The organism is Megasphaera sp. (genome assembly GCF_047831605.1).
GTDB classification, from domain to species: Bacteria; Bacillota; Negativicutes; order Veillonellales; family Megasphaeraceae; genus Megasphaera; species Megasphaera intestinihominis.
This window is the reverse complement of record NZ_CP181255.1, coordinates 509,288-532,014: the sequence shown is the minus strand read 5'-3', so window position 1 is coordinate 532,014 and position 22,727 is coordinate 509,288. Positions and strand designations below refer to the sequence as shown.

Sequence of the window (22,727 nt, the reverse complement as noted above, 5' to 3'; positions counted from 1 at the left end):
ATAGAGAAACACAGTCTTACGAATTTGCAGATAGAGGAGAGATCATCATGAAAGTCGTTGTAGCCATTGATTCCTTGAAAAATAGCCTGACTTCCGTCGAAGCCGGCCGGGCCATTGAGGCTGGCGTCCGTAAAGCCTATGGCGGCCATCCTGTCCAGGTCATCGTCAAACCCTTGTCCGATGGTGGCGAAGGAACCGTCGAAGCCCTCGTCGACGGATTGAACGGCCAGCTCCGCTATGTCGGCGTCCAGGGGCCTTTAGGTGAAGCTGTTTCCTGTCCTTACGGCTATCTGCCGGGGATGGAAACGGCTGTCATTGAAATGGCTGGTGCAGCCGGCGGTATGGGATTCGCCTTCCTGGCTTATCTGAACGGCCGCCTGCGTTCAGGTATCCAGATTGTCCTCGATTCCATCCGATTGGCCGATGCCGTCAAGGATGCCGATTACGTCATTACCGGCGAAGGCCGCCTCGACGCCCAGACGGCTATGGGCAAGGCACCGATTGGCGTAGCGAAACTGGCTAAACAATACGGTGCCAAAGTCATCGCCCTGGCAGGCTGCACGACCGCCGACGCTGCTGAATGCAACCGGCAGGGCATTGATGCTTTCTTTTCTATCGTCGATAAGGCCATGCCGCTGGAAGAAGCCATGAATAAAGAAACGGCCCTGCGCAATATGACCAATACGGCCCAGCAGGTCTTCAACCTCATCCGCGCCGTCAGCTGAACGAGAATCATCCGATTACATTAAATAGAAGCAAGGAGAATAGATATGCTGAAAAAAACAAAGATCGTCTGCACTTTAGGCCCCAGTTCCAATACCCCGGAAATTATCGAAAAGATGATTAAAGCCGGCATGAACGTTGCCCGCTTTAATTTCTCCCATGGTTCTCATGAAGAACATAAACAGCGCATCGACATGGTCCGCGCTGTCTCTCAGAAACTGGGTATCCCGGTGGCACTGCTCCTCGACACGAAAGGCCCGGAAATCCGTTTGGGCAAATTTAAAAATGGTTCGATCATGATGGAAGCCGGCAAAGACTTTACCTTGACGGCCCGTGACGTAGAAGGCGATGAAACTATTGCCTCCATGAACTATAAAGAATTACCGCAGGACGTCAAAGCCGGCGACCACATCCTCTTGTCGGACGGCCTGGTCAACTTGGAAGTGGTCAGCGTCGAAGGCCAAGACATCCATACGAAAATCCTCAACAGCGGCAAGATGAGCGACCGTAAACGCGTTGCCGTACCGGGCATTGCCATCAACCTGCCGGCTGTTTCCGATACAGACGCCGACGATATCGAATTCGGCTGCCGCATGAACATGGACTGGATTGCCGCTTCCTTCATCCAGCGCGGCAAAGACGTCCTGACGATCCGCAAGATTTTGGAAAAACACGACAGCCATATGAAGATCATCTCCAAAATCGAATGTCAGGCTGCGGTCAACAATATCGACGACATCATCAAGATGAGCGACGGCATCATGGTCGCCCGCGGTGACCTCGGCGTCGAAGTCCCGGCAGAAGAAGTGCCGATGCTCCAGAAAGTCCTCATCCATAAATGCCAGGCCGCAGGCAAACCGGTCATTACGGCTACGCAGATGCTGGAATCTATGTGCAACAACCCGCGTCCGACCCGTGCCGAAACGAGCGACGTCGCCAACGCCATCCTCGACGGTACCGATGCCATCATGCTCAGCGGCGAAACGGCTGGCGGCCTCTATCCGGTAGAAGCGGTAGAAACCATGGCCCGCGTCGCAACCTTTACGGAAAGCAGCTTCACGCCGAAGTCCTATGAAGACGTCGACGCTGAATCGGCCACGACGACAGAATCCATCGGCAAAGCCGTCGTCAAGATTGCCCAAGACCTCCACGCTGCAGCCATCATCGCTTCGACTGAACGCGGCGGCACAGCCCAGATGATTTCTAAATTCCGCCCGGCCTGCCCGATTGTGGCCGTATCGCCGCACGAAGCCATCGTCCGCCGCTTGCAGCTCAACTGGGGCGTCCAGGCCGTCACCGGCAAAGAAGCCAGCGACACCGATGCCGTCGTCGACAATGCCATCTTTGCAGCCCTCGACAACAACCTCATCAAAGCCGGCGACCTCGTCGTCCTCACGGCAGGTGTCCCCGTTGCCAAAGCCGGTTCGACCAATATGATCCGCGTCCAGGTTGTCGGTGACGTCCTCCTCCGCGGTACCGGTATCGGCCGTAACTCGGCTATCGGCAAAGTCTGCATCGCCGAATCGAAAGAAGACCTGGAAAAGAACTTCACCGACGGCTGCATCCTCGTAGTCCGTTCGGCCCGCGCTGATTTCGTCGACTACATGAAACGGGCCAGCGCCATCGTCTCCGAAGAAGCCGGCCTCACCAGCGAATCGGCTATCGTCGCCATCACCCTCGGCATCCCGACCGTCGTCGGCGCTGCCCATGCTGCCGATACCCTGGAAAACGGCGAAGTCGTCACCGTAGACGCCAGCCGCGGTACTATCTTCCGTGGCGAAGCCAACGCACGATAAACCATCGGGAGGGATAGTCATGAATCTGACCTTGTTAGGGACGGGGAACGCAACGGTGACCCATTGTTATAATACTTGTTTCGTCCTCCATGAAAGCGGTCAATATCTGCTCGTCGATGGCGGCGGCGGGAACGGACTCCTGTGTCAGCTGGAAAAGGCCCATTTGCGCTGGCAGGATATGCGGACGGTCTTCGTCACCCATAAACACATGGATCATCTTCTGGGCATCCTCTGGCTTATGCGCATGATGTGTCAGTCCTGGCGGCGCGGGACCTATGAGGGCGAAGCCGTTATCTACGGTCATGATGAAGTCATTTCCCTGCTGCGCACGATGGGAAAGGCTCTGCTGTCCTCGAAAGACAGTGCTTTCCTCGATGACCGCCTTCATCTTGTGACGGTGACCGATGGGGAGACGCGTCAGCTCATGGGTCATGACGTAATTTTTTTCGATATTCGTTCGACCAAGGCCAAACAATTCGGCTTTTCTTTAGAACTCGCCGACGGCAGACTGACCTGCTGTGGTGATGAGCCGTATCAGCCCTGGGAAGAAGCCTATGTCCGGGATAGTAAATGGCTCCTTCATGAAGCTTTCTGCCTCGATGCCGAAGCGGATATCTTCCATCCCTATGAGAAACACCATTCTACCGTCAAAGATGCCTGCCAAACGGCGGCCCGCCTGGGCGTGCAGAACCTGATCCTCTATCATACGGAAGATAAGGACCTGGCCCATCGCCGCCAGCGTTACCATGCCGAAGGATGCCGGTATTATCAGGGAAAACTGTATATCCCAGATGATTTAGACGTCATCGCTTTATAGTTTGTAGAATAGGCTGTCGCATGGGCGACAGCCTATTTTTATTGTACAACCTTATACGATTCTGTTAAAATAAATTTAGTCCTGCTTTTTGGCAGCTTGGGAAAACATTGCACAAAAATTAGCAGAAGTTGAAGAAGATTAAGGGATACAGTAAGGAGATAGGGTAAAATGATACGTTTTAACCTGATTCTGCAAGAAGTCTCCCGCCTCTTTAGGCGGTGAGATGAATTGCAGGTTTTTCTGAGGGCTCGATGCCATCAGAAAAACAATAGCTTCACAAGTTGATTTGCAGTATAATCAGTAGTAAGAGTGAAAGTATATAGAAAGTCAAGGCAGGTGATGATAGTGAATAAGGCATACCGATACAGAATCTATCCGACAACGGCACAGAAAATGATGTTTGCCAAGACCTTCGGCTGTGTCCGATTCATCTATAACAAAATGTTGAGTGACCGCCTTGCCTATTATAAGGAAACCGGCCAAAAGCTGAATAACACGCCTGCGCAGTACAAGGAAGACTTCCCTTGGCTAAAGGAAGTCGATAGTTTAGCCCTTGCCAATGCCCAACTGAATCTGAACAAGGCATACAGCCACTTTTGGAATGACAGCCAGCATTTCGGCAAGCCGCGCTTCAAGTCAAAGAAAAATAGTCGCGCTTCGTATTCCACGAACAACCAGAAGGGTTCTGTCCGAATCGAGGGCCATAAGGTGAAACTGCCAAAAGTCGGCTGGGTGAAATTATGCCAGCATCGCCCCTTGCCAGAGAACAGTATCATAAAGACCGTAACCATCAGCAAGACGCCATCAGGAAAGTACTATATCAGTATGCTGGTGGAGTATGAAAACCAAGTACTCCCTGTCATACCGAAGACCTTCCTTGGCTTGGATTTTGCGATGCACGGCTTGTATGTGGCTTCCGATGAGGAGGATGCTAAATATCCCGATTTCCTGCGAAAGGCAGAGAAAAGACTGGCTAAGGCGCAACAGAAGCTATCCAAGAAACAAAAAGGAAGTCACAACAGAGAGAAACAAAGACTGCGCGTAGCTATTCTCCATGAGAAAGTGGCCAATCAACGCCGGGATTTCCTGCACAAAAAGTCCCGCTACCTTGCAGACCGCTATGATGCCATTGGCATTGAGGATATCAGCGTCAAAGCGATGGCAAAGCGGAAAAAGGGTGGTAAGTTCAGTTTTGGCAAATCCGTAGCGGACAATGGCTGGAATCTGTTCACGAACATGCTGGAATATAAGTTGGCTTGGCAAGGCAAACAGCTTATCAAGATAGACAAGTGGTATCCGAGCAGCCAGCTGTGTCACGTATGTGGCTACCGAACTAGTGAAACTAAAGATTTGTCTGTACGGGAATGGAATTGTCCCAAATGTGGCAGTCATCATGACAGGGATAAAAACGCAGCCATAAATATCCGAGAAGAAGCCAGGCGAATATCAGCCTGACGTAATCCATAAAATACCGTGGGTCGCACGGGAATCTACGCCTGTGGAGAGAGTGTAAGACGCCGCAACTCTTTGGAGTCAGTGGCGCTGTTTTCGTTGAAGCAGGAAGCTCCCGCCTCTATAGGCGGGAGTACGTTCACACCTGTAGGGGCTTGCACGTGGCAAGCCCGTCCCAGCATATGAGCTATTTTCCAGCTCGGAGAGCGCGTCCCCAATACCCAAGCGGGTCACCCACGTGGCGACCCCTACAGTAAAAACGAACCACTAACCACTTATTTATATTTCACAGCCTGGGCTTTGGCCAGCTGGTCGCAGCGTTCGTTGAGTTCGACGCCGACGTGGCCTTTGACCCAGTGGAAGGTAACGTCGTGAGCGTGGTAGAGTTTGTCCAGTTCGACCCAGTAGCCCTGGTTAAGGACGGGCTGGCCGTCGGCTTTTTTCCAGCCCCGGCGCTTCCAGCCGGCGACCCATTTGGTGATGCCGTTCTTGAGGTACTGGCTGTCGGTGTACAAGGCGACTTTCGTCCCTTCCGGCGCGAAGCGCAGGGCCATGATGGCTGCCAGGAGTTCCATGCGGTTATTCGTCGTCGACGGATTGCCGTCAGACAGCTCCGTCACTTCGCCGGTAGCGACATTGCGGGCGACGACGGCCCAGCCGCCGGGCCCATCGGGATTGCGCAGGCACGAGCCATCGGTATAGATGACGAAATCCTGTTCCTCGTCGGGACGGAGCGGGGAAGACGGTACAGCTGCTTTGGATGATGGCCGGGCTTTTTTGGGAGCCCTTGCCTTCTTCGGCGTCGCCGTTTCTTCGCCGTTGAGCCATTTCCAGGCCTCTGTCGCGTCGGTGAAACTCTTGAAGCGGGCGCCGGGGAAGCCATTCACTTGTTGTTGACAGTCTGCCCAGGACAGGAACAGACCCGTCGTACGGCCATGCCGCACGGCATAGATTTTCTTTTGCATAAGACACCTCATTTTTTGTAAAAATCATACTGTATTCTAACATAAAAGCGGAAGGAACATCAAACTTCAAACAAGGACTTCGCAGAGCGTAAAAAACTTTGTGCGACAGTCCTTTTTAGGTATATAATAAGGAAAAGGAAGGGTGCATCGTGTTTTGTGTAACTGAGGTGATTTTTATGAACATCCAACATGTGTATGCTGTCTATTTTAGCCCGACAGGCAATACGAAACGCCTCGTCTGTCAGGCCGCTTCTGAAGCGGCGCGGCTCTTTCAGGTATCGTGCCGGGCCATTTCCCTGGATTTGCCGGAAGAACGCGAAAGGGTCCGTACTTTTTCGGCAGGCGACCTGGTCATCGTCGGCGGTCCGACGTATGCCGGGAAATTGCCCAATAAGATTTTGCCGACGTATCAGGAAAAACTCATCGGCAAAGGGGCCTTGGCCCTGGCTGTCGTGACTTATGGCAACCGGTCTTTCGACAACGCCCTGGCCGAACTTTGTGCGACCCTCGACGGCAACGGCTTCCGCACCGTTGCGGCCGGTGCTTTCGTCGGGACCCACGCTTTTTCCGACGCCCTGGCGCCCAATCGGCCCGATGAGGACGATTTGGCCCTCATGGTCCGCCTGACGGATCTGGCCGTATCGAAAATCCGTCAGACCGATGGCATGGTACCGCATCTCGTCGTCGACGGCGATGCTCAGGCGCCGTATTACGTTCCTAAGGGCGTCGATGGCCAGCCGGCTAAATTCCTCAAGGCCAAGCCCAAGACGGACTTGGAAAAATGCGTATCCTGCGGCCTCTGTGCCCGTCAGTGCCCGATGGGATCCATCGACCGGGACCAGCCATCCATCGTCACCGGCATCTGCATCAAGTGCCAGCGCTGCGTGCGCAACTGCCCCAAAGGGGCCAAGTATTTTGATGACCCAGCTTTTTTATCCCATGTCAAGATGTTAGAGACGACCTACAGCGGCCGTGCTGACAATAAAATTTTCATTTAGGAAGTGATTCTCATGGATTTACAGGAAGTAAGGAACAAAGCACGCGAAAAAATGAAAGGCTGCCATGTCTGTCCCCTGTGCAACGGCAAAGCCTGCGTCGGCATGATTCCCGGTTTCGGCGGCCTGCGCACGGGACGGTCTTTCATGCGTAACGTCGAAGCGCTCCAGGAATACGGCCTGGTCATGCGCAGCATGTCTGGCGTCGACGACCCGGATACGGCTGTGACCCTTATGGGAAAACGGCTCAGTATGCCGGTACTCCTGGCGCCGGTCGGCGGCATCGTCCTCAATGCCCAGGTAGACGGCGACCCGGCGGAAGTAGAACAAGAGTATGACGAAGCCGTCACTCAGGCAGCCCTGGATGTGGGTACGCTGTGCTTTACCGGTGACAGCGGTGCTCCGTATATGTATTCATCCGGCATTGCATCTTGTAAGAAACGGCCGGGCATCGTCATCCCGACTATCAAGCCCCGCAGCAACGACCAGATCATCGAGAAAGCCCATCAGGCCGAAGAAGCCGGCGCTTTTGCCGTTGCCAGCGACATCGATGCGGCGACGCTGATTAACATGCGGATTTTCGGTCAGCCCGTAGGGCCCAAGAGTGCCCGTGACATTGCCGAAGTCGTCCAGGCTATCAAACTGCCCTTCATCGTCAAAGGCGTCATGTCGGCCGAAGAAGCCGTCTCCTGTGCCGAAGCCGGTGCCCAAGGCATCGTCGTCAGCAACCACGGCGGCCGCGTCCTCGACGGCATGGCCGGTACGGCCGATGTCCTGCCTGATATCGCCGCAGCCGTCAAAGGGCGGATCACCATTTTCGTCGATGGCGGTATCCGTCACGGCGAAGACATCCTCAAGATGCTGGCCCTCGGCGCCGACGCCGTCCTCATCGGCAGACCGGCTGCCGTCGCGGCTGTCGGAGGTGGGGCCGAAGGGGTCAAACTCCTCCTGGATACGCTCAAACGCCAGCTCATGGATGCCATGATGATCACCGGCGTCCGCGATTTGTCCCATGTCCCGGCGAATATCGTGCGGAAGCTGGATTAGATAGAAGCTAGCCACTGGCCACGCATCCCACATTGACAGCCTGCTTGTCTTGCCCGTATAATAGTACTATTAGCTTTGTACTTGATAGGAGGTATTCCATGCACAGCATTTCCTATTTCTGGCACTTATCGCGCCTTATATACGGGCCCCGGAATTTCCAGGAAAACAAGCGGGCTGTCGTTTTTTTTGCCCGTGCCGTGTCCAACCGGGCTTTATTTGAAGAGCTCTACGATTTCTTTGACCATTATGAACCGATGAAGGGCTTCTTGGAGCAGCATGACCCGGATTTCCAGGAAGTCATGACCCGCGTCTTCTTGTTCAAGAATTCGACCATGCGCCAGCGTCTCGATGCCTTGAAACATCATTTCACTATCTTGCGGACTTTCTTTTCTGACGAGGTCATCCATGAACTCTACTGGGGGAACGGCTATACCCTGTGGACTTCGCCGGACGAATCGCTGCCCCTGGAAGCGCGGCTCATCTTCGATACGGGCCAGCGCAAGGAAGGCTTCTTGTCGCTCTACCTCTATCATGAAGGCCAGATGATCTATCATTTCAATTTTCGTTTCGATTACAATGTTGACGGGACGCCGTCCGTGTACATCGGCACCATCCAGGGCTCAAAGCACGGCCTGGAAACGACCAAGGTCCTGACCAAGAAGCTCTTTGGCTATCGGCCGAAGAATTTCATCCTCTATCTCATGCGCATCTTCGTCCAGACCTTGGGCATCCATGACATATATGTCATCACGGACGAAGGCTTCTATACCAACAGCCATATGCTGCGCGGCAACCGCTCGAAGAAGACCAATTTCAATGAATTCTGGATCGGCGAAGGAGCCGCACCGGATGGCAAGGAACCGTGGTATTACCACCTGCCTATCGAAGAAAGACGGCGCAAATACGGCGAAATCAAGTCGCAGAAGCGCAACCTTTTCCGCAAGCGCTATCTCCTCATGGACACCATCATCCCGCCGTACATCGCTGCCATCAAGGCCCTGTTCCGCCAGGGCTTCGACCCGGTACCGTCGGCCATCGACGAAGCATCCATTACGGACAAACCGGCTGATTACGACCCTATCGAAGCACCGGCGAAATAGTGAATGGTGATCCGTGGGAGGCTGTCGCACGAAGGCTTCTACCATCATGCGCGGCCCCGTTTACTTTATAGTTTGTAGTACAGAGTTTGTAGTTTGCAGAGAAAACCTTTAAATTTAAACCCATCCGCTAACCACTAACAACTAGCCACTAGCCACTAGCCACTAGCCACTTAAAAAGCGCTGTCTTCATGCGACAGCGCTTTCTTTTTTTTTGCAATCAGCGGTCTGCGGATTGCGACAAACGACGAACGACCTACGCTTCTGTTTCTCCGATGACGACGCGGCGGCCGCCCTGGGCTTCGTAGAGGCGATGGGAGATGGAGAGGACCGTCCGGTCTTTGGCGGCGGCCTGCAGGGCCTGCAGGACCTGGCTTTCTGTCAGGGAATCGAGATTGGCCGTGATTTCATCGAACAAGAGAATCTGCGGGTTCATGACGACGGCCCGGGCGATGGACAGGAGCTGGCTCTGGCCGCGGGAAAAGAGTTCCGGCCGGAAGGGCGTGTCCAGTCCCTGGGGCAGGGCACAGCACGTATCCCACAGACCGACGAGGTGCAGGGCTTTTTCCATGGCGCCTGCTGTGACCCGAGGGTCCTTGAGGCTGATTTGGTCGGCGACGGTACCGCTGATGGCGTGGAACTGCTGCTCGACGTAGCCGAAGACCTGGCGCCGGACAGCAGGGGCCAGCCGGGACGGGTCGCAGCCAAAGATGCGGACCTGGCCTTCCCGGGGCTGGTAGAGGCCGAGGATGAGTTTGAAGAGGGTGCTCTTGCCGGCGCCGGTACGGCCGGTGATGGTGACCATTTCCCCGGCGGCGACGGTGAGCGAAAAGTGGCGGAAAATATCTTTTTCCCGGCCATAGCCAAAGGCGGCATCGTCGATGACCAGTGGTGCCGCTGCTGCGTCAGGGACTTCCGGTTCTTTTCGTTCCTGGATGGGTTCGGCAAAGAAGTCCTTCAGGCGGCCGATACCGGCGACGGCAGACTGGATGTTCTGGATTTCCATGCCGATGCTTTCTAAGGGCGAGAAGATGCGGCGCACATAGGCGATGAGGGCGACGACGCTGCCGACGGTCATGCCGAAGATTTCCTGCAGGGACGGACTGCTGACGGACAGGGCCATCATCAGGCAGATGATGACCGTGCAGCTGGTGATGATGATCGGCGAATAGATGGAGTCACAGAAATTGCTCCGTTCCATGGCGTCGAAACTGGCCCGGATCGTCCGGCCATAGCGCTGTCGCAGGTAGCGTTCCTGCTGGCACGTGTGAATCGTGCGGATATTATGGACCGTTTCCGGAATGAGTTCGTTCGTCCGGCCTACGGCGATGCGGTTGTCCCGCTGGGCCTGGAGCATGCGCTTCTGGAAATAGCGGGTCAGGATAAACAAGAGGGGCAGGCAGATACAGAGCAATATGCCCAGGCCCAGACTCAGGTGGAAGACGACGACGAGGATGCTGAGAATCGTGAAGGCATCGGCAATCATGCTGACGACGCCGGAATCGAAGAGGTTTTCCAGGGTATCGACGTCGTTGACGAAGAGCGATGTGACAGCGCCGGCTTCATGGCTGACGAAGTACGCCGCCGGCAATTCGTCGAGGCGCTGGCACATGGCTGAGCGCAGGCCGTGGGTGATTTTCTGGCCGAAGACGGTGATCAGCGTCTCCTTGAGGGCATCGACGAGGCCGCTGCCGGCATTGAGGGCAAAGTAGAGGATGCCTGCCGTCAGCAGGGGATAGGCGCTGAACGAGCCGCTGACCAGGCTGTCGACGATGTATTGCAGGATGAGGGGCGGCGTGACGCCTACGGCGATGGACGCGATGATGGCTGCGATGAGGATCACCAGGAGCAGGCCGTTCTTTTTCAGGGTCTGCCAGAAAATATTACGCATGGTGGGCACCTCCCTGGGCATGCTGCAGGTCATAGAGATTCCGGTAGGCCGGACAGGATGCATATAGAGCTTCGTGCGTGGCGACGACGCTGGTCCCGTCCCCGTTGAGCCAGATGACCTGGTCCAGATTGGGGAAAAGGCTCAGGCGGTGCGAGATGAGGAGGATGATGCGGTCGCTGTAATCCTGGCGCAGGCTGGTGAAAATCTTCCGTTCTGTCGCCATGTCGACGGCGGCGAAAGGGTCGTCGAGAATGAGGAGCGGCCGCAGATGGAACAAGGTCCGGGCCAAGGCGATGCGGGCCTGCTGGCCGCCGGACAAGCGCTGGCCGCCTTCGCCGATAGGCGTCTGGGTCCCGGCCGGGAAGGTGGCGCAGTCCTGGTCCATGCAGACCATTTTCAGGACAGTGCCGATATCGCCAGGCAGGCCGAGGCGGATGTTCTCTTCGACGGTAGCCGCAAAGAGTTCTGCGTCGTGGCCGCAATAGCCGACGATGCCGTCTGGCGCCGTGTGGCCGTTGCCCAGTTCCTTGGCGCCAAAGAAAATCTGGCCGCCGTGCGGGTTTTCACAGAGGAAGGCCTGGCCCAGCGTCGATTTGCCGCAGGCGACAGGCCCGGTGATGCCGATGATAGTACCGGGACGGGCCGAGAAGGAGAGGTCCTGGAAAATAGGGCCGTCACTGCCGGGATAGGTGAAGGACAGGTGGCGGACCGTCAGGGCTGCCGGGGCTGCCGGCGGTACGGGATCGGGCAGTTCCGTTGCCGCCTGGAGATGGGGCTGGATGCGCTGCCACGAAACCTGGGCTTTCTGGATGGCGTTGAACAATTTTGCCGCATGGGATGATTTCGTCGCCAGCTTGATGAAACAGGCCAGGTACGTCGAGAAAGCGGCGATATCCCAGCTTTCCCAACCCGTTCCCAGGACGTTGCGGCCGCCGAACCAGATGACCAGCATCGTGCCGATCATGGCGATGACTTTGTAAATCGGCTGGAGTGTATTTTCCCAGAGATTGGCCAGGATCATCTTCTTTTCATAGTCAGCCAGGTAGCCTTCATACCGCTGGTCCTGTATGGCTTCTTCGCCGTAGACGCGGTACGTCAGGGCGTTGCTGATGCGGTCCAGGGTCATGCCCGACAGGGCGCCGCTGCTTTCTTTGCTGCGGGCCGCCGTCACGGCGACCAGGCGGCGCAGGCTGTTGGCCAGGGCATAGGCGATGGGCGGGAAGACGAGGACGCACAGCGTCAGGCGCCAGTCGTACCAGACGAGCATGACCACATAGGCCGCCATGACGACGCCGGTATCGAAGATTTCCGTCGTGAACTTGCGCATCCCTTCGACGCAGGTGTCGATGTCGGAAATGACTTTGGTCATCAAGGCACCCGTATCGGCCTGCTCCATGTCCCGCTTCGGCGTCTGGACCAGGTGCTGGTAAAGCCGGTCTTTCATGGAAAGGCTGATGTTGTTGGCGAACTTCCGGACGTACAGGCGCTTGACATAGCGGGCGCCCTGGACGCCGAGGATGACCAGGGCGTAACAGAGACAGAGGGCGTACATATCCGCTGCCGTCCGGGTACCGCCGAAAATATCATAGAGGTATTGGGCCAGCTGCCCGTCGAACCAGGGGCCGGCAATCATGCCGACATTGTATAAGATACCGCTCAGCGTGACGATGAGCAGCAATTTCTTTTCATGGTAAAAATAATAACGGACCGAACCCGGGCCGAATCGTTTCAATGGGAACACCTCACATTTGATGATTATAGTTCATATATCATACACTATTATGGGCCTTTGTACAACAGGACGCAGGCAGGGTGCCGTTCATCGTTCGTCGTAGGACTATCGCATGAAGATTTCTGCCATCATGCAAGGTACCTTTCAATTTATAGTTTGTAGCATGGAGTTTGTAGAAAACCACTCACTAAAAACTACAAACTGCAAACTTAAAGCTCAAAAAGGCGTTGTTTTCATGTAACAGCGCCTTTTTTTCGAATGAGACTATTGCCTATATGATGGGAAATGGGGACAGGCCTCTTGCGTAAAGTCAAAAAGACGAATATAATAGAGTTGTATGAAAGTCAAAAAGGAAAATATATTTTTACGGGGTGATTATGATGAGTGTATTAGCGGATAAGATTGAACAATTCATTTTACATAAATTGTTAGAAGAAGACAATTCAGACATTGTATTGCGCCGTAATGAGCTGGCCGACGAACTGCAATGCGCTCCGTCCCAGATCAGCTACGTCCTGAGCACGCGTTTTTCCAACGACAAGGGCTATCTGGTCGAATCGCGGCGCGGGTCCGGTGGATTCGTCCGCATCATCAAGCTGACGCCGAAGAAGCAGGACCGCACGCCGGTCCTCCTGCACGAACGTCTGCCGGCCGTCAGCATTTCCATGGAAGACCTGGATGCCCTGCTGTACCAGCTCCTCAAGCGGCGCAGCCTGGCCAACAACGAAGCGGTCATCCTACACTTGACTTTTGAATCCCTCTATCGCCGCATCGACGATGAAGGGACGCGCCTGCTGGTCATCAGCGACATTTTGAAGAACCTCAATCTCCATTGAGTGATAGAAAGGACGTGAGGGCTATGTTATGTGATGCCTGTAAGAAAAGAGAGGCTGTTGTCCATATCGTCAAGATCGAGAACGGGCGGCGCACGGATTTGCACCTGTGTGCAGCCTGTGCCAAGAAACAGACCAATTTTTCTAATTTCAGAGATTTGAATATCATTGATAACGACTTTTTCCGCAAGATGGCCTACCCGGACTACCAGGGACGCAGCGGCGACGAACCGCGCTGTGCCAGCTGCGGTATGACCTACAGCGAATTCAACCGCCTCGGGAAGTTCGGCTGCCCCGACTGCTACGAAGCCTTCAAGGAAGAAATTCCGCCGCTCCTGCGCCGCATCCACGGCCACAGCAAGCACGTCGGCAAGGTGCCCAACCGCGGTACCGGCGTCTTCCGGACGGCGACACACGTCAAACGCCTGCGCCAGCACCTGCAGAAACTGGTCCAGGAAGAACGCTATGAAGAAGCGGCGAAAGTCCGCGATGAGATCCGCGCCCTCCAGCGTCAGCTGCCGGATGGCGGAAAGGGGGAATAAGCCATGGTCCACGATATGCTCCAGCAGCCGCTCTGCCCCTGGCAGGACGGCACGGGAAACTTCAACGATATCGTCATCGACAGCCGCGTCCGCCTGGACCGGAACCTGAAGAAATACGTCTTTCCCGATAAGGCGTCGGATACGGAACTGGCCGCCGTCCTCGAAGAGGGCAAACGCCAGATTGGTACCCTCGATACCTTGGGCCATGGGCGCTATACCTTCATCGGCCTCGACGAATTGTCGCCGCTGGAACGGGAAATGCTGGCAGTGAAACATTTTTCCTCGGCCAGTCATATCGAACAGCCCAAGCACCGGGGCCTCCTGCTCCGTGAAGACGGGGCCGTGTCGATCATGATCAATGAAGAAGACCATTTCTGCATCCAGACGGCAGCACCTGGTTTCGACCTCCAGCGCGTCTGGGACCAGGCGGCCCAGGTCGACGATGCCCTGGAAAGCCACCTGGATTTCGCCTTCCGCGACGATTTCGGTTACCTCACGGCCAGTCCGTCCCTGACCGGTACGGGCCTGACCGTCGGCGTGACCATCCACGTCCCGGCCCTGATCCTCATGAAGCGGTTCAACCGCATCGTCCAGGGCATTACTAAATTCGGCTTCACCGTATCCGGGATGTACGGCGAACGCAATGAATGTATCGGCAACATCTTCCAGATCACCAATCAGATTACCCTGGGAGTGACCGAAACAGATATCCTCGACCAGCTGCGCAAAATCGTCACCCAGATTGTCCAGGAAGAACAGAATTGCCGCAGCCTGGTCTGGGACCACAATGAAAATACATTAAAAGATAAATGGCTGCGTACTTACGGCACCCTCAGCCGGGCATGGCTCCTGGCCGACCAGGAATCCCTGGCCCTGGCCAGCGACCTGCGTTTCGGCATCGACATGGGGGTCATCCCCGAAGGCCCTCTGGCTTATGAAGCCATCATGACCGTCGTCGAACCGGCTTATCTGCAGCTCAAGGCCGGGACCGAACTGAACGGGGAAGAGCTGGAACACCAGCGGGCTGAAGCCGTGCAGCAAGTACTCATTGCTTACCGGAGGAAGTGAATTTCCCATGATGAACAATCGTCTTACCAATGATGCCAAAGCTGTCCTGCAGTATGCGCAGGACGCGGCACAAAAATTCCACCATAATTACGTCGGGACCGAACATATCCTGCTCGGTCTCGTTCTCAATACAGACAGCATTGCCGGCCTGCTCCTCAACCAGTTGGGCCTGACGCCGGAAAACGTTACCCGTGCCATCGAACAGCATGTCGGCTGGGGCCAGGATTCGCCGACGAAGCTGCGCCTGACGCCGCGGACGAAGCGGACTATGGAACTGGCCGTCCGTGAAGCCAACCGGCTGGAACAGAACTATGTCGGCACAGAACATATGCTGGCCGGCATCCTCGAAGAAGGGAGCGGCATGGCCGTCCAGATCCTGGAAGATATGGACATCGACCCGGACCTGGTCTCCCAGCGCCTGAGCGAGCTTATGAACGACCCGGCCGTCGAAGGCGGCGATGCCGTACCGTCCAAGAATGGCAGCGACTTGTCCCAGTTCGGCCGCGACCTTAATGAATGGGCCAAACAGGGGAAAATCGACCCGGTCATCGGCCGGGAAAAGGAAATCAGCCGCGTCATCCAGATCCTCAGCCGCCGGACTAAGAACAATCCGGTCCTCATCGGCGCCCCTGGCGTCGGCAAGACGGCCATCGCCGAAGGTCTGGCCCAGCGCATCATCACTGGCAATGTGCCCGACAGCCTGCTGGACAAGCGCATTTTCTCCCTCGATTTGGCCAGTATCGTTGCCGGTACCAAGTACCGTGGTGAATTTGAAGAACGGATCAAGCGCATCCTCGACACGATCGAAGAGGATGACTCGATCATCCTCTTCATCGACGAAATCCATCAGCTCATCGGAGCCGGTGCTGTCGAAGGCGCCATGGATGCGGCCAACATCCTCAAACCGGCCCTGGCCCGCGGCGATTTGCAGTGCATCGGCGCCACGACTATCGACGAATATAAGAAACACTTTGAAAAAGATGCCGCCCTGGCCCGCCGTTTCCAGCCCGTCCTGGTCGGCGAACCGACGGAAGACGATGCCATGGCTATCCTCTTCGGCCTGCGCGACCGCTACGAAGCCTTCCACAAGGCCCACATCACCGATGAAGCCGTAAAGGCTGCGGTCAAACTGTCGTCACGGTACATTTCCGACCGTTATCTGCCGGACAAGGCCATCGACGTCATGGACGAAGCCGCGGCCCGCGTCCGCATGAAGGTCTATGCGCCGTCCCATGAACTTCAGGACCTGGAACAGAAACTGGCCGACATCAATAAAGAAAAAGAAGCGGCCCTGGCTGGCGAAGACTTTGAAAAATGCGCGTCCCTCCGCGATGCCGGCAAGAAAGTATCGTCGGAAATCTCGGCCCTTCAGAAAGAAAAGAAGCAGCACGACGATGAAAAGCTCGTCGTTACGGAAAACGACATTGCCGACGTCGTATCCATGTGGACAGGCGTCCCGGTCCAACAGATTACGGAAACGGAATCGCAGCGCCTCCTTCACTTAGAAGAAGAACTGCATAAACGGGTCATCAGCCAGGACGACGCCGTCACGGCCGTAGCTAAAGCCGTCCGCCGGGCCCGAGCCGGCCTCAAGGATGCCAACCGGCCTATCGGTTCCTTCCTCTTCCTCGGCCCGTCCGGTGTCGGCAAGACCGAATTGGCCCGGACTCTGGCAGCCCAGCTCTTCGGCAGTGCTGACAACATGATACGCATCGACATGAGCGAATTCATGGAAAAATACAGCGTTTCCCGCCTGGTCGGCGCGCCTCCGGGCTACGTCGGCTATGAAGAAGGCGGCGAACTGACCGATGCCGTCCGGGAAAAGCCGTACAGCGTCATCCTCTTCGACGAAGTGGAAAAGGCCAGCAGCGACTTCTTCAACCTGCTCCTGCAGGTCCTCGACGAAGGCCGCTTGACCGACTCCAAAGGTCGGACTGTCGACTTCCGCAATACGGTCATCATCATGACCAGCAACCTCGGCGCATCGCATCTCAAGCCGTCGGGCCCGGTCATGGGCTTCTCGACGGGCGGCGACAGCGCCAAGGACCGGGAAGCATCTTTTGCAGTAGCCAAGAAGGAAATCATGGCCGATGTGAAACGCTTCTTCCGGCCGGAATTCCTCAACCGTATCGACGAAATCATCGTCTTCAAGCCGCTGGAACAGAAAGACCTGCGCCAGATCGTCGACATCCTGCTCAAGGACCTGACCAAGCGCCTCGGTGAAAAGGGTGTCGCCCTCGACTGGACAACGGCTGCCGACGACGTCCTGGTCGAGGAAGGGACGGACTTCGCCTATGGCGCCCGGCCGTTGAAGCGGGCTATCCAGAAGCTCGTCGAAGACCCGATTGCCGAAATGCTCCTCAGCAGCAGTGTCAAGGAAGGCAATACAATCCATGTCGACAGCCTGGACAAGAAGAAACTCGTCTTTACGACGGAGTAAGGAGCAGTCATGGCAAAGATAAAGACCCGTTACGTCTGCAGTAACTGCGGCAGCGTGTCCAGCCGCTGGCTCGGTCGCTGCCCGCAGTGCGGCGAATGGAATACCATGGTTGAAGAGACGGTCGCGCCGGAAGCGCCCAAAGCGGCACAGAGCATGGCTCGCAGCGGTCCGGCGTCGCAGGCGGCGTCCCTGGCGGATATCGCCATGGAAGACATGGTCCGCATGGAAACGGGCATTGGCGAACTGGACCGCGTCCTCGGCGGCGGTATCGTCCCAGGGGCGCTGATCCTGCTCAGCGGTGATCCAGGCATCGGCAAGTCGACGCTGGTCTTGCAGCTGGCGGCCGCTGTCTGTGACAAGAACGGCACTGTCCTCTACGGCTCGGGAGAAGAATCGGCTGGTCAGATCAAGATGCGCGCTCAGCGACTGGGCATTTTTACGCCGGACTTGATCATCCAGGCCGATACCTCCTTGGACCATATCCTCGATGAAGCTAAAAAGCGGCGGCCGTCCTTGCTGGTCGTCGATTCCATCCAGACCATGTACAGCCAGGCCGTCGAAGGGACGCCGGGCAGTCTGGCCCAGATACGCGAGAACACGAGCCGCCTCATGACCTTTGCCAAAAGCGAAGGCATCCCCATCGTCGTCATCGGCCACGTCACCAAGGACGGCGCCATTGCCGGGCCGCGCATGATGGAACACATGGTAGACGTGGTCCTCTACTTTGAAGGTGAACGGAACTACCAGTTCCGCATCCTGCGGGGCATCAAGAACCGCTTCGGCTCGACCAATGAATCGGGCCTGTTCACCATGACCAGCAGCGGCCTGTCGGAACTGGAGAACCCGTCTCAGCTGCTCCTGGCCGAACGGGCGGCCGACCAGGCCGGCTCAGCCGTAGCTGCCGTCCTGGATGGCATGCGGCCCATGCTTGGTGAAATCCAGGCCCTGACGGCCCATTCCGTCTTCGCCGTCCCGCGGCGGACGGCATCGGGCATGGACTATAACCGCCTGATCATCCTCCTGGCCGTCCTGGAAAAGCGCCTGGGCGTACCCCTGGGCAGCCAGGACGTCTACATCAACGTCGTCGGCGGCCTGCGCCTGACCGAGACCGCAGCGGACCTGCCCGTGGCCCTGGCCGTTTACTCCAGCCTGCGGGATATCTCCATGGACAGCCGGACCGTCGTCATGGGCGAAGTCGGCCTCACCGGCGATATCCGCCGCGTCCCCCAGGCCCTGCGCCGCGTCAAAGAAGCGGCCAAGATGGGCTTCAACGCCTTTATCCTGCCCAAAGGCAACCTGGAAGACATCGAAACAGACAAATTCCCGGACTGCCATTTCGTAGGCGTAGCCACCCTGCGCGAAGCCATCGAAAAGGCCTTCCGGAGATAACCTTATGCTACAAACTGCGAACTTAATACCCCAAAAGGCGCTGTCTTTATGCGACAGCGCCTTTTCGCTTGCCTTTTTTGAGTAAACCTGTTACGCTAATTTTAGTGGCTAGTGGCTAGTGCTCCCCTGATAGGGGATCTGTCAGCGCAGCTGACTGAGAGGTTTTCAAGGCAACCTCTCCGGCCTTACGGCCACCTCCCCTATTATGGGAGGCATAATCCGAATGGGCCGTCTCAAGCCATTCTGGCCCATCAGGTGCCGGCCGATGAAGGGCGCAAGACGGTTGTCAGAACGGACAGCTGTAGCTGGCGGCCCGCCTGACCCGTAGGGGCGCCCACGTTGGGTGGCTGTTTTCCGGCTCCTCTGATAGGGGAGCTGTCAGCGAAGCTGACTGAGAGGTTGATGGCTGGCTGTTAACGATCACTATAACCGGAAAGAAGTATATCATCATGCGAAAATGGATTCAGTTAGCTTTACTGGTTCTCTGCTTTTTCTGTCTCAGCGGAGCTGCCCTGGCTGCCTCGGCTGTGACGCCGGACGGCTATTTCAACGGCATCCGTCTGGCCGGCAAAGTCCGCGTCGTCGATTCCTTCCCGGATATCCGCGTCCAGGTCGTCAGCGCCTTCCCGGACCTGCGCGTCCAGACTGTCGACTATTTCCCCGATGACATCGGCCAATGGCAGTTCGTCGATTACGGCGAAGACTTCACAGTCCAATTCGTCGATTCCTTCCCGGACATCCGCATCCAGTTCGTCAACAGTTTCCCGGGAGTCCCCTAACTTAGTGAAGAGGTTATCCCCATGAAAATACGCGCGTTACAGTTGGTAGGCCACAAAAATACACGGCCAGCGGCTTTGTGCGTAGGGACCGTCCCAAGCCTTTTTGGCCCGTCAGGTGCCGACCGACGGAAGGCGCAGGACGGTTGCCAAAACGGACAGCTGTGGCTGGGCGGCCCGCTGTGCTATTCGGCCACAGCCTATGCACGTATAATGACAGGTTTTTTATTAGAAAGCAGGTGACAAAAGTGATTGGCAAAATGCCTATAGGAATAGATGATTTTGGGAAAATCCGCAATAAAGATTTCTATTTTGTGGATAAGACAGCATTTATTCGCCAACTCATCGATAGCCCCCGGGAAGTCACTTTGATTACGCGGCCGCGCCGCTTTGGCAAGACGTTGACAATGAGTATGCTGGAATATTTCTTTTCCATTGAAAAAGAAAGCCAGAGCCGTCATTTATTCGACCATCTGGCCATTGAACAAGCCGGGCCCGAATATATGGCTCAGCGTGGCCAGTATCCTGTCATTTTCCTTACACTTAAAGATATCCAAAATCCGTCTTGGACGACATGGGAACGGATGCTTTCCTTTATACGGCTGTTTTTAGCACAAGTCTATGATAGATATCGCTACATCCGTGAAAAGGCAGATATCAATGAAGTCCAAGCCCGCCTTTTTGATCACGTCGTCCAAGGACAGGCGACAGAAGACGAATTGGCCTTATCTTTGACCAATTTGATGGCTATGGTACAGAGTTACTATGGCCGAAAAGTTATTCTCCTTATCGATGAATACGATGCACCGATTCAACAGGCTTGGGAAAGCGGATATTATACCGGTTGTATCGGTTTCATGCGCCAATTTTTGAGCAGCGCCTTGAAAACGAACAACACCTTGGAATTTGCTGTCCTGACGGGCATTACCCGCATCTCTAAAGAAAGCATTTTCAGTGGCCTGAATAATCTGGATGTCTGTTCTGTTTTGCGCGATCAGTACGCCGAGGTCTTCGGATTTACGGAAGCAGAAATACAAGAACTCTTAGAAACCGTACATCATGGGGAAAAGCTTCCAGAATTAAAAAAATGGTATGATGGCTATCACATTGGCTGCGCAGAAATCTATAATCCCTGGTCCGTCATCAATTATGTGGCCCATGACTGCCAAGCCAGGCCTTATTGGGTCCGGACATCGGGAAACAGCCTTTTACGTCATCTCCTTTCTCATACGGATGAGTTACGGATTCAGATGATACAAAATCTGCTGCATGGCAAAGCCGTTCGCGTCACCTTAGATGACAGCCTCATCTATTCTGAAATAGACCAGGACCCGGGAGCCCTGTTCAATCTCCTGTTGACGACGGGCTATTTGACTGTCGAAAAGGTCTTATCCCTTAGCGATGACCGTTATGCATTAAGGATACCGAATGAGGAAATCCGCAAACTATACAGCACAGAAATCATGAATTCCTTAGGAAAAAATGTGACCAAGAATACCTTTGATGACCTGTTCGATTGAGCTAACGAAGCCTTACGACAAATTGAAACCAGGAATACATCACAGAGTTTCAAACCAGGGGAATCCATAACGTATGGAAATACGGGATTGCTTTTTATCACAGTTTCGCCAGAAGACTCTCCTCTTAGGTAGGGGCATCAATGGTGATGGATTTTGCAGGTTTGATGCCTGCAAAATCCACTCTATGTCTTTTCCGTCTTAGCCTTTTCACTTCGTCTACGGTATAATGGTAGATAACAGAGGAGGTGAATCCCAGATGTACTTGACGCAATCGAATGTCATCCGCGGTTTGGCGAAACAAGACTATACGATGCTCCGGGAAATGTGCCGATACAGCAATAACCTATACAATGTAGCGGTCTATACGATTCGGCAGCATTATTTCGATACCCAGCAATTCTTGCGGTATGAAAAAAATTGCCATGTCTGCAAGAAAAATGAAAATTACAGCTTATTGCAGGCTGGTGTTTCTCAACAGATATTGAAAGTAGCCGACCGTAGTTTTCGTTCTTTTTTCGGGCTTTTGCAGAAAGTCAAGTCAGGTGACTATGGTTCAAAGGCTGTCTGCCTGCCACACTATCGTGAAAAAGGCGGTCTCTTCAATCTTATCTTGTCGACGAACGCTATTACCATTAAGAATGGCTTCTTAACCGTGCCGATGAGCCGTGAATATATGAAACGCCATAATGGTCATCGGATTCGGATTCCTGTTCCTGACAGGCTGAAGGATAAGAAAATCAAGGAAGTCCGCATCTGTCCCATGTATGGCGGACGGTATTTCAAGATTCAGTATTGCTACTTACAGGACTCAGAACCGGTGAAAACCTCGTCAGACCGTGTCCTGGCTATCGACTTGGGCCTGGACAATCTGGCCGCCTGCGTTACCAATACGGGGACGTCGTTCCTCATGGACGGTCGTAAACTTAAATCTATCAACCAGTATTGGAACAAACGCAAAGCCAGACTCCAAAGCATTGCCGCCAAACAGGGCCAGAAGACGACGAATCAGCTCTGTCAGTTAGCGAAGAAACGCCATTTCCGGATGCAGGACATCCTTCGCAAGACAGCCCGCTATATCCTCGATTTTTGCATCAGTCATCAGATAGGGATCCTTGTCTGCGGCTATAATTGCGATTTCAAACGAGGACTAAAGCTGGGCAAAGTGATGAATCAGCATTTCACCCAAATCAGCCTGAGCTATCTGCGTAGTACCTTGAAACAGCTGTGTGAACGCTATGGGATAACCTATCTGGAACAGGAAGAATCCTATACCTCTCAGTCCAGCTGCCTGGATTTGGACGACATTCCCGTATACCAGCCGGATACCCCCTATACAGGAAGGTTCAGTGGACAACGAGTCCAGCGCGGCTTGTACCGCTTTGCCGATGGAAGGACGGCCAATGCCGATATCAACGGCGCCGCCAATATACTCCGTAAAAGTAAGCAGAACTTCGATTTCGAGGGACTGTGTAAAGGGCTTTTGGACAGCCCTTTGAGAATAAGGCTATCCTGATTTCAGGAGGAAACTTAAACAGCAACCTTCTCAAGAATCTCCCGATTCTATAAGCGGGAGAGGTTCAAAAAAAGAAAGTCGCCGTAGTCATGTAGGGGCTTTGCCTCCCCTGCGAAGACCCTTTTTGGCAC

Annotated in this window: 18 protein-coding genes; 15 read left to right on the top strand and 3 right to left on the bottom strand. The window is 54.9% G+C overall.

What is annotated here, in order from left to right; genetic code table 11:
- Window positions 1–47 precede the first annotated feature (47 nt).
- The 4 genes from ACFWUB_RS02580 (at window position 48) to ACFWUB_RS02565 (ending at window position 4,791) form a co-directional block, all read left to right on the top strand.
- A complete protein-coding gene (locus ACFWUB_RS02580) occupies window positions 48–725 on the top strand; it encodes a glycerate kinase (RefSeq protein ID WP_416184177.1) in 678 nt (225 codons plus the stop codon).
- Between the two features lie 45 nt (window positions 726–770).
- Window positions 771–2,519, top strand: a complete 1,749-nt coding sequence (gene pyk, locus ACFWUB_RS02575; RefSeq protein ID WP_416184176.1) for a pyruvate kinase — start codon at window positions 771–773, stop codon at window positions 2,517–2,519.
- Between the two features lie 19 nt (window positions 2,520–2,538).
- A complete protein-coding gene (locus tag ACFWUB_RS02570) occupies window positions 2,539–3,336 on the top strand; it encodes an MBL fold metallo-hydrolase (protein WP_416184175.1) in 798 nt (265 codons plus the stop codon).
- Window positions 3,337–3,729: 393 nt separating this feature from the next.
- Window positions 3,730–4,791: an RNA-guided endonuclease TnpB family protein gene (locus ACFWUB_RS02565; RefSeq protein ID WP_416184174.1), complete on the top strand. Its 1,062-nt coding sequence runs from the start codon at window positions 3,730–3,732 to the stop codon at window positions 4,789–4,791.
- Between the two features lie 272 nt (window positions 4,792–5,063).
- On the opposite strand, the gene rnhA is transcribed toward ACFWUB_RS02565, so the two are convergent.
- The gene (rnhA, locus tag ACFWUB_RS02560; protein WP_416184173.1) at window positions 5,064–5,753 is read right to left on the bottom strand and encodes a ribonuclease HI; all 690 of its coding nucleotides are present in this window, start codon (window positions 5,751–5,753) and stop codon (window positions 5,064–5,066) included.
- A 176-nt stretch (window positions 5,754–5,929) separates the two neighbouring features.
- Here rnhA and ACFWUB_RS02555 point away from each other — a divergent pair, with 176 nt between their 5' ends.
- The 3 genes from ACFWUB_RS02555 to ACFWUB_RS02545 all read left to right on the top strand — a co-directional run bounded on the left by ACFWUB_RS02555 (window position 5,930) and on the right by ACFWUB_RS02545 (window position 8,895).
- Window positions 5,930–6,751 (top strand): 4Fe-4S binding protein, encoded by an 822-nt coding sequence (locus tag ACFWUB_RS02555; protein WP_416184172.1) that lies wholly within the window; start codon window positions 5,930–5,932, stop codon window positions 6,749–6,751.
- A 12-nt stretch (window positions 6,752–6,763) separates the two neighbouring features.
- Window positions 6,764–7,795 carry an alpha-hydroxy-acid oxidizing protein gene (locus tag ACFWUB_RS02550; RefSeq protein WP_292106660.1) on the top strand — a complete coding sequence of 344 codons (1,032 nt, stop codon included), beginning with the start codon at window positions 6,764–6,766 and terminating at the stop codon, window positions 7,793–7,795.
- 98 nt (window positions 7,796–7,893) lie between these two features.
- On the top strand, window positions 7,894–8,895 hold the full coding sequence (locus ACFWUB_RS02545; RefSeq protein WP_020311263.1) for a VirK/YbjX family protein: 1,002 nt from the start codon (window positions 7,894–7,896) through the stop codon (window positions 8,893–8,895).
- Between the two features lie 253 nt (window positions 8,896–9,148).
- On the opposite strand, the gene ACFWUB_RS02540 is transcribed toward ACFWUB_RS02545, so the two are convergent.
- Both ACFWUB_RS02540 and ACFWUB_RS02535 read right to left on the bottom strand, forming a co-directional pair.
- A complete protein-coding gene (locus ACFWUB_RS02540; RefSeq protein WP_020311264.1) occupies window positions 9,149–10,783 on the bottom strand; it encodes an ABC transporter ATP-binding protein in 1,635 nt (544 codons plus the stop codon).
- On the bottom strand, window positions 10,776–12,524 hold the full coding sequence (locus ACFWUB_RS02535; protein WP_416184171.1) for an ABC transporter ATP-binding protein: 1,749 nt from the start codon (window positions 12,522–12,524) through the stop codon (window positions 10,776–10,778). The genes ACFWUB_RS02540 and ACFWUB_RS02535 overlap by 8 nt, the downstream gene beginning before the upstream one ends.
- 371 nt (window positions 12,525–12,895) lie before the next feature.
- Here ACFWUB_RS02535 and ACFWUB_RS02530 point away from each other — a divergent pair, with 371 nt between their 5' ends.
- From ACFWUB_RS02530 to ACFWUB_RS02495, 8 genes are all read left to right on the top strand, one after another.
- The gene (locus tag ACFWUB_RS02530) at window positions 12,896–13,351 is read left to right on the top strand and encodes a CtsR family transcriptional regulator (RefSeq protein WP_416184381.1); all 456 of its coding nucleotides are present in this window, start codon (window positions 12,896–12,898) and stop codon (window positions 13,349–13,351) included.
- A gap of 23 nt (window positions 13,352–13,374) precedes the next feature.
- Complete coding sequence (locus tag ACFWUB_RS02525; protein WP_014016303.1) at window positions 13,375–13,890, top strand: UvrB/UvrC motif-containing protein; 516 nt, start codon at window positions 13,375–13,377, stop codon at window positions 13,888–13,890.
- Between the two features lie 3 nt (window positions 13,891–13,893).
- A complete protein-coding gene (locus ACFWUB_RS02520) occupies window positions 13,894–14,958 on the top strand; it encodes an ATP--guanido phosphotransferase (RefSeq protein ID WP_020311268.1) in 1,065 nt (354 codons plus the stop codon).
- A 10-nt stretch (window positions 14,959–14,968) separates the two neighbouring features.
- Window positions 14,969–17,398: an ATP-dependent Clp protease ATP-binding subunit gene (locus tag ACFWUB_RS02515; protein WP_416184380.1), complete on the top strand. Its 2,430-nt coding sequence runs from the start codon at window positions 14,969–14,971 to the stop codon at window positions 17,396–17,398.
- A gap of 9 nt (window positions 17,399–17,407) precedes the next feature.
- Window positions 17,408–18,787 (top strand): DNA repair protein RadA, encoded by a 1,380-nt coding sequence (radA, locus tag ACFWUB_RS02510; RefSeq protein ID WP_416184170.1) that lies wholly within the window; start codon window positions 17,408–17,410, stop codon window positions 18,785–18,787.
- A gap of 449 nt (window positions 18,788–19,236) precedes the next feature.
- Complete coding sequence (locus ACFWUB_RS02505; RefSeq protein WP_020311271.1) at window positions 19,237–19,566, top strand: hypothetical protein; 330 nt, start codon at window positions 19,237–19,239, stop codon at window positions 19,564–19,566.
- A gap of 236 nt (window positions 19,567–19,802) precedes the next feature.
- Entirely contained in the window at window positions 19,803–21,083 is a 1,281-nt protein-coding gene (locus ACFWUB_RS02500; RefSeq protein ID WP_416184169.1) for an AAA family ATPase, read from the top strand.
- A gap of 256 nt (window positions 21,084–21,339) precedes the next feature.
- Window positions 21,340–22,596 carry an RNA-guided endonuclease InsQ/TnpB family protein gene (locus tag ACFWUB_RS02495; protein WP_416184168.1) on the top strand — a complete coding sequence of 419 codons (1,257 nt, stop codon included), beginning with the start codon at window positions 21,340–21,342 and terminating at the stop codon, window positions 22,594–22,596.
- Window positions 22,597–22,727 lie beyond the last annotated feature (131 nt).

Excerpts from the sequence above, each read along its gene's own strand:
- radA (WP_416184170.1), top strand. The coding sequence starts at position 17,408 with ATGGCAAAGATAAAGACCCGTTACGTCTGCAGTAACTGCGGCAGCGTG.
- ACFWUB_RS02525 (WP_014016303.1), top strand. The coding sequence starts at position 13,375 with ATGTTATGTGATGCCTGTAAGAAAAGAGAGGCTGTTGTCCATATCGTC.
- ACFWUB_RS02495 (WP_416184168.1), top strand. The coding sequence starts at position 21,340 with ATGTACTTGACGCAATCGAATGTCATCCGCGGTTTGGCGAAACAAGAC.
- pyk (WP_416184176.1), top strand. The coding sequence starts at position 771 with ATGCTGAAAAAAACAAAGATCGTCTGCACTTTAGGCCCCAGTTCCAAT.
- ACFWUB_RS02555 (WP_416184172.1), top strand. The coding sequence starts at position 5,930 with ATGAACATCCAACATGTGTATGCTGTCTATTTTAGCCCGACAGGCAAT.
- ACFWUB_RS02520 (WP_020311268.1), top strand. The coding sequence starts at position 13,894 with ATGGTCCACGATATGCTCCAGCAGCCGCTCTGCCCCTGGCAGGACGGC.
- ACFWUB_RS02540 (WP_020311264.1), bottom strand. The coding sequence starts at position 10,783 with ATGCGTAATATTTTCTGGCAGACCCTGAAAAAGAACGGCCTGCTCCTG.
- ACFWUB_RS02565 (WP_416184174.1), top strand. The coding sequence starts at position 3,730 with ATGATGTTTGCCAAGACCTTCGGCTGTGTCCGATTCATCTATAACAAA.
- ACFWUB_RS02515 (WP_416184380.1), top strand. The coding sequence starts at position 14,969 with ATGAACAATCGTCTTACCAATGATGCCAAAGCTGTCCTGCAGTATGCG.
- ACFWUB_RS02530 (WP_416184381.1), top strand. The coding sequence starts at position 12,896 with ATGAGTGTATTAGCGGATAAGATTGAACAATTCATTTTACATAAATTG.
- ACFWUB_RS02570 (WP_416184175.1), top strand. The coding sequence starts at position 2,539 with ATGAATCTGACCTTGTTAGGGACGGGGAACGCAACGGTGACCCATTGT.
- ACFWUB_RS02505 (WP_020311271.1), top strand. The coding sequence starts at position 19,237 with ATGCGAAAATGGATTCAGTTAGCTTTACTGGTTCTCTGCTTTTTCTGT.
- ACFWUB_RS02580 (WP_416184177.1), top strand. The coding sequence starts at position 48 with ATGAAAGTCGTTGTAGCCATTGATTCCTTGAAAAATAGCCTGACTTCC.
- ACFWUB_RS02550 (WP_292106660.1), top strand. The coding sequence starts at position 6,764 with ATGGATTTACAGGAAGTAAGGAACAAAGCACGCGAAAAAATGAAAGGC.
- rnhA (WP_416184173.1), bottom strand. The coding sequence starts at position 5,753 with ATGCAAAAGAAAATCTATGCCGTGCGGCATGGCCGTACGACGGGTCTG.
- ACFWUB_RS02545 (WP_020311263.1), top strand. The coding sequence starts at position 7,894 with ATGCACAGCATTTCCTATTTCTGGCACTTATCGCGCCTTATATACGGG.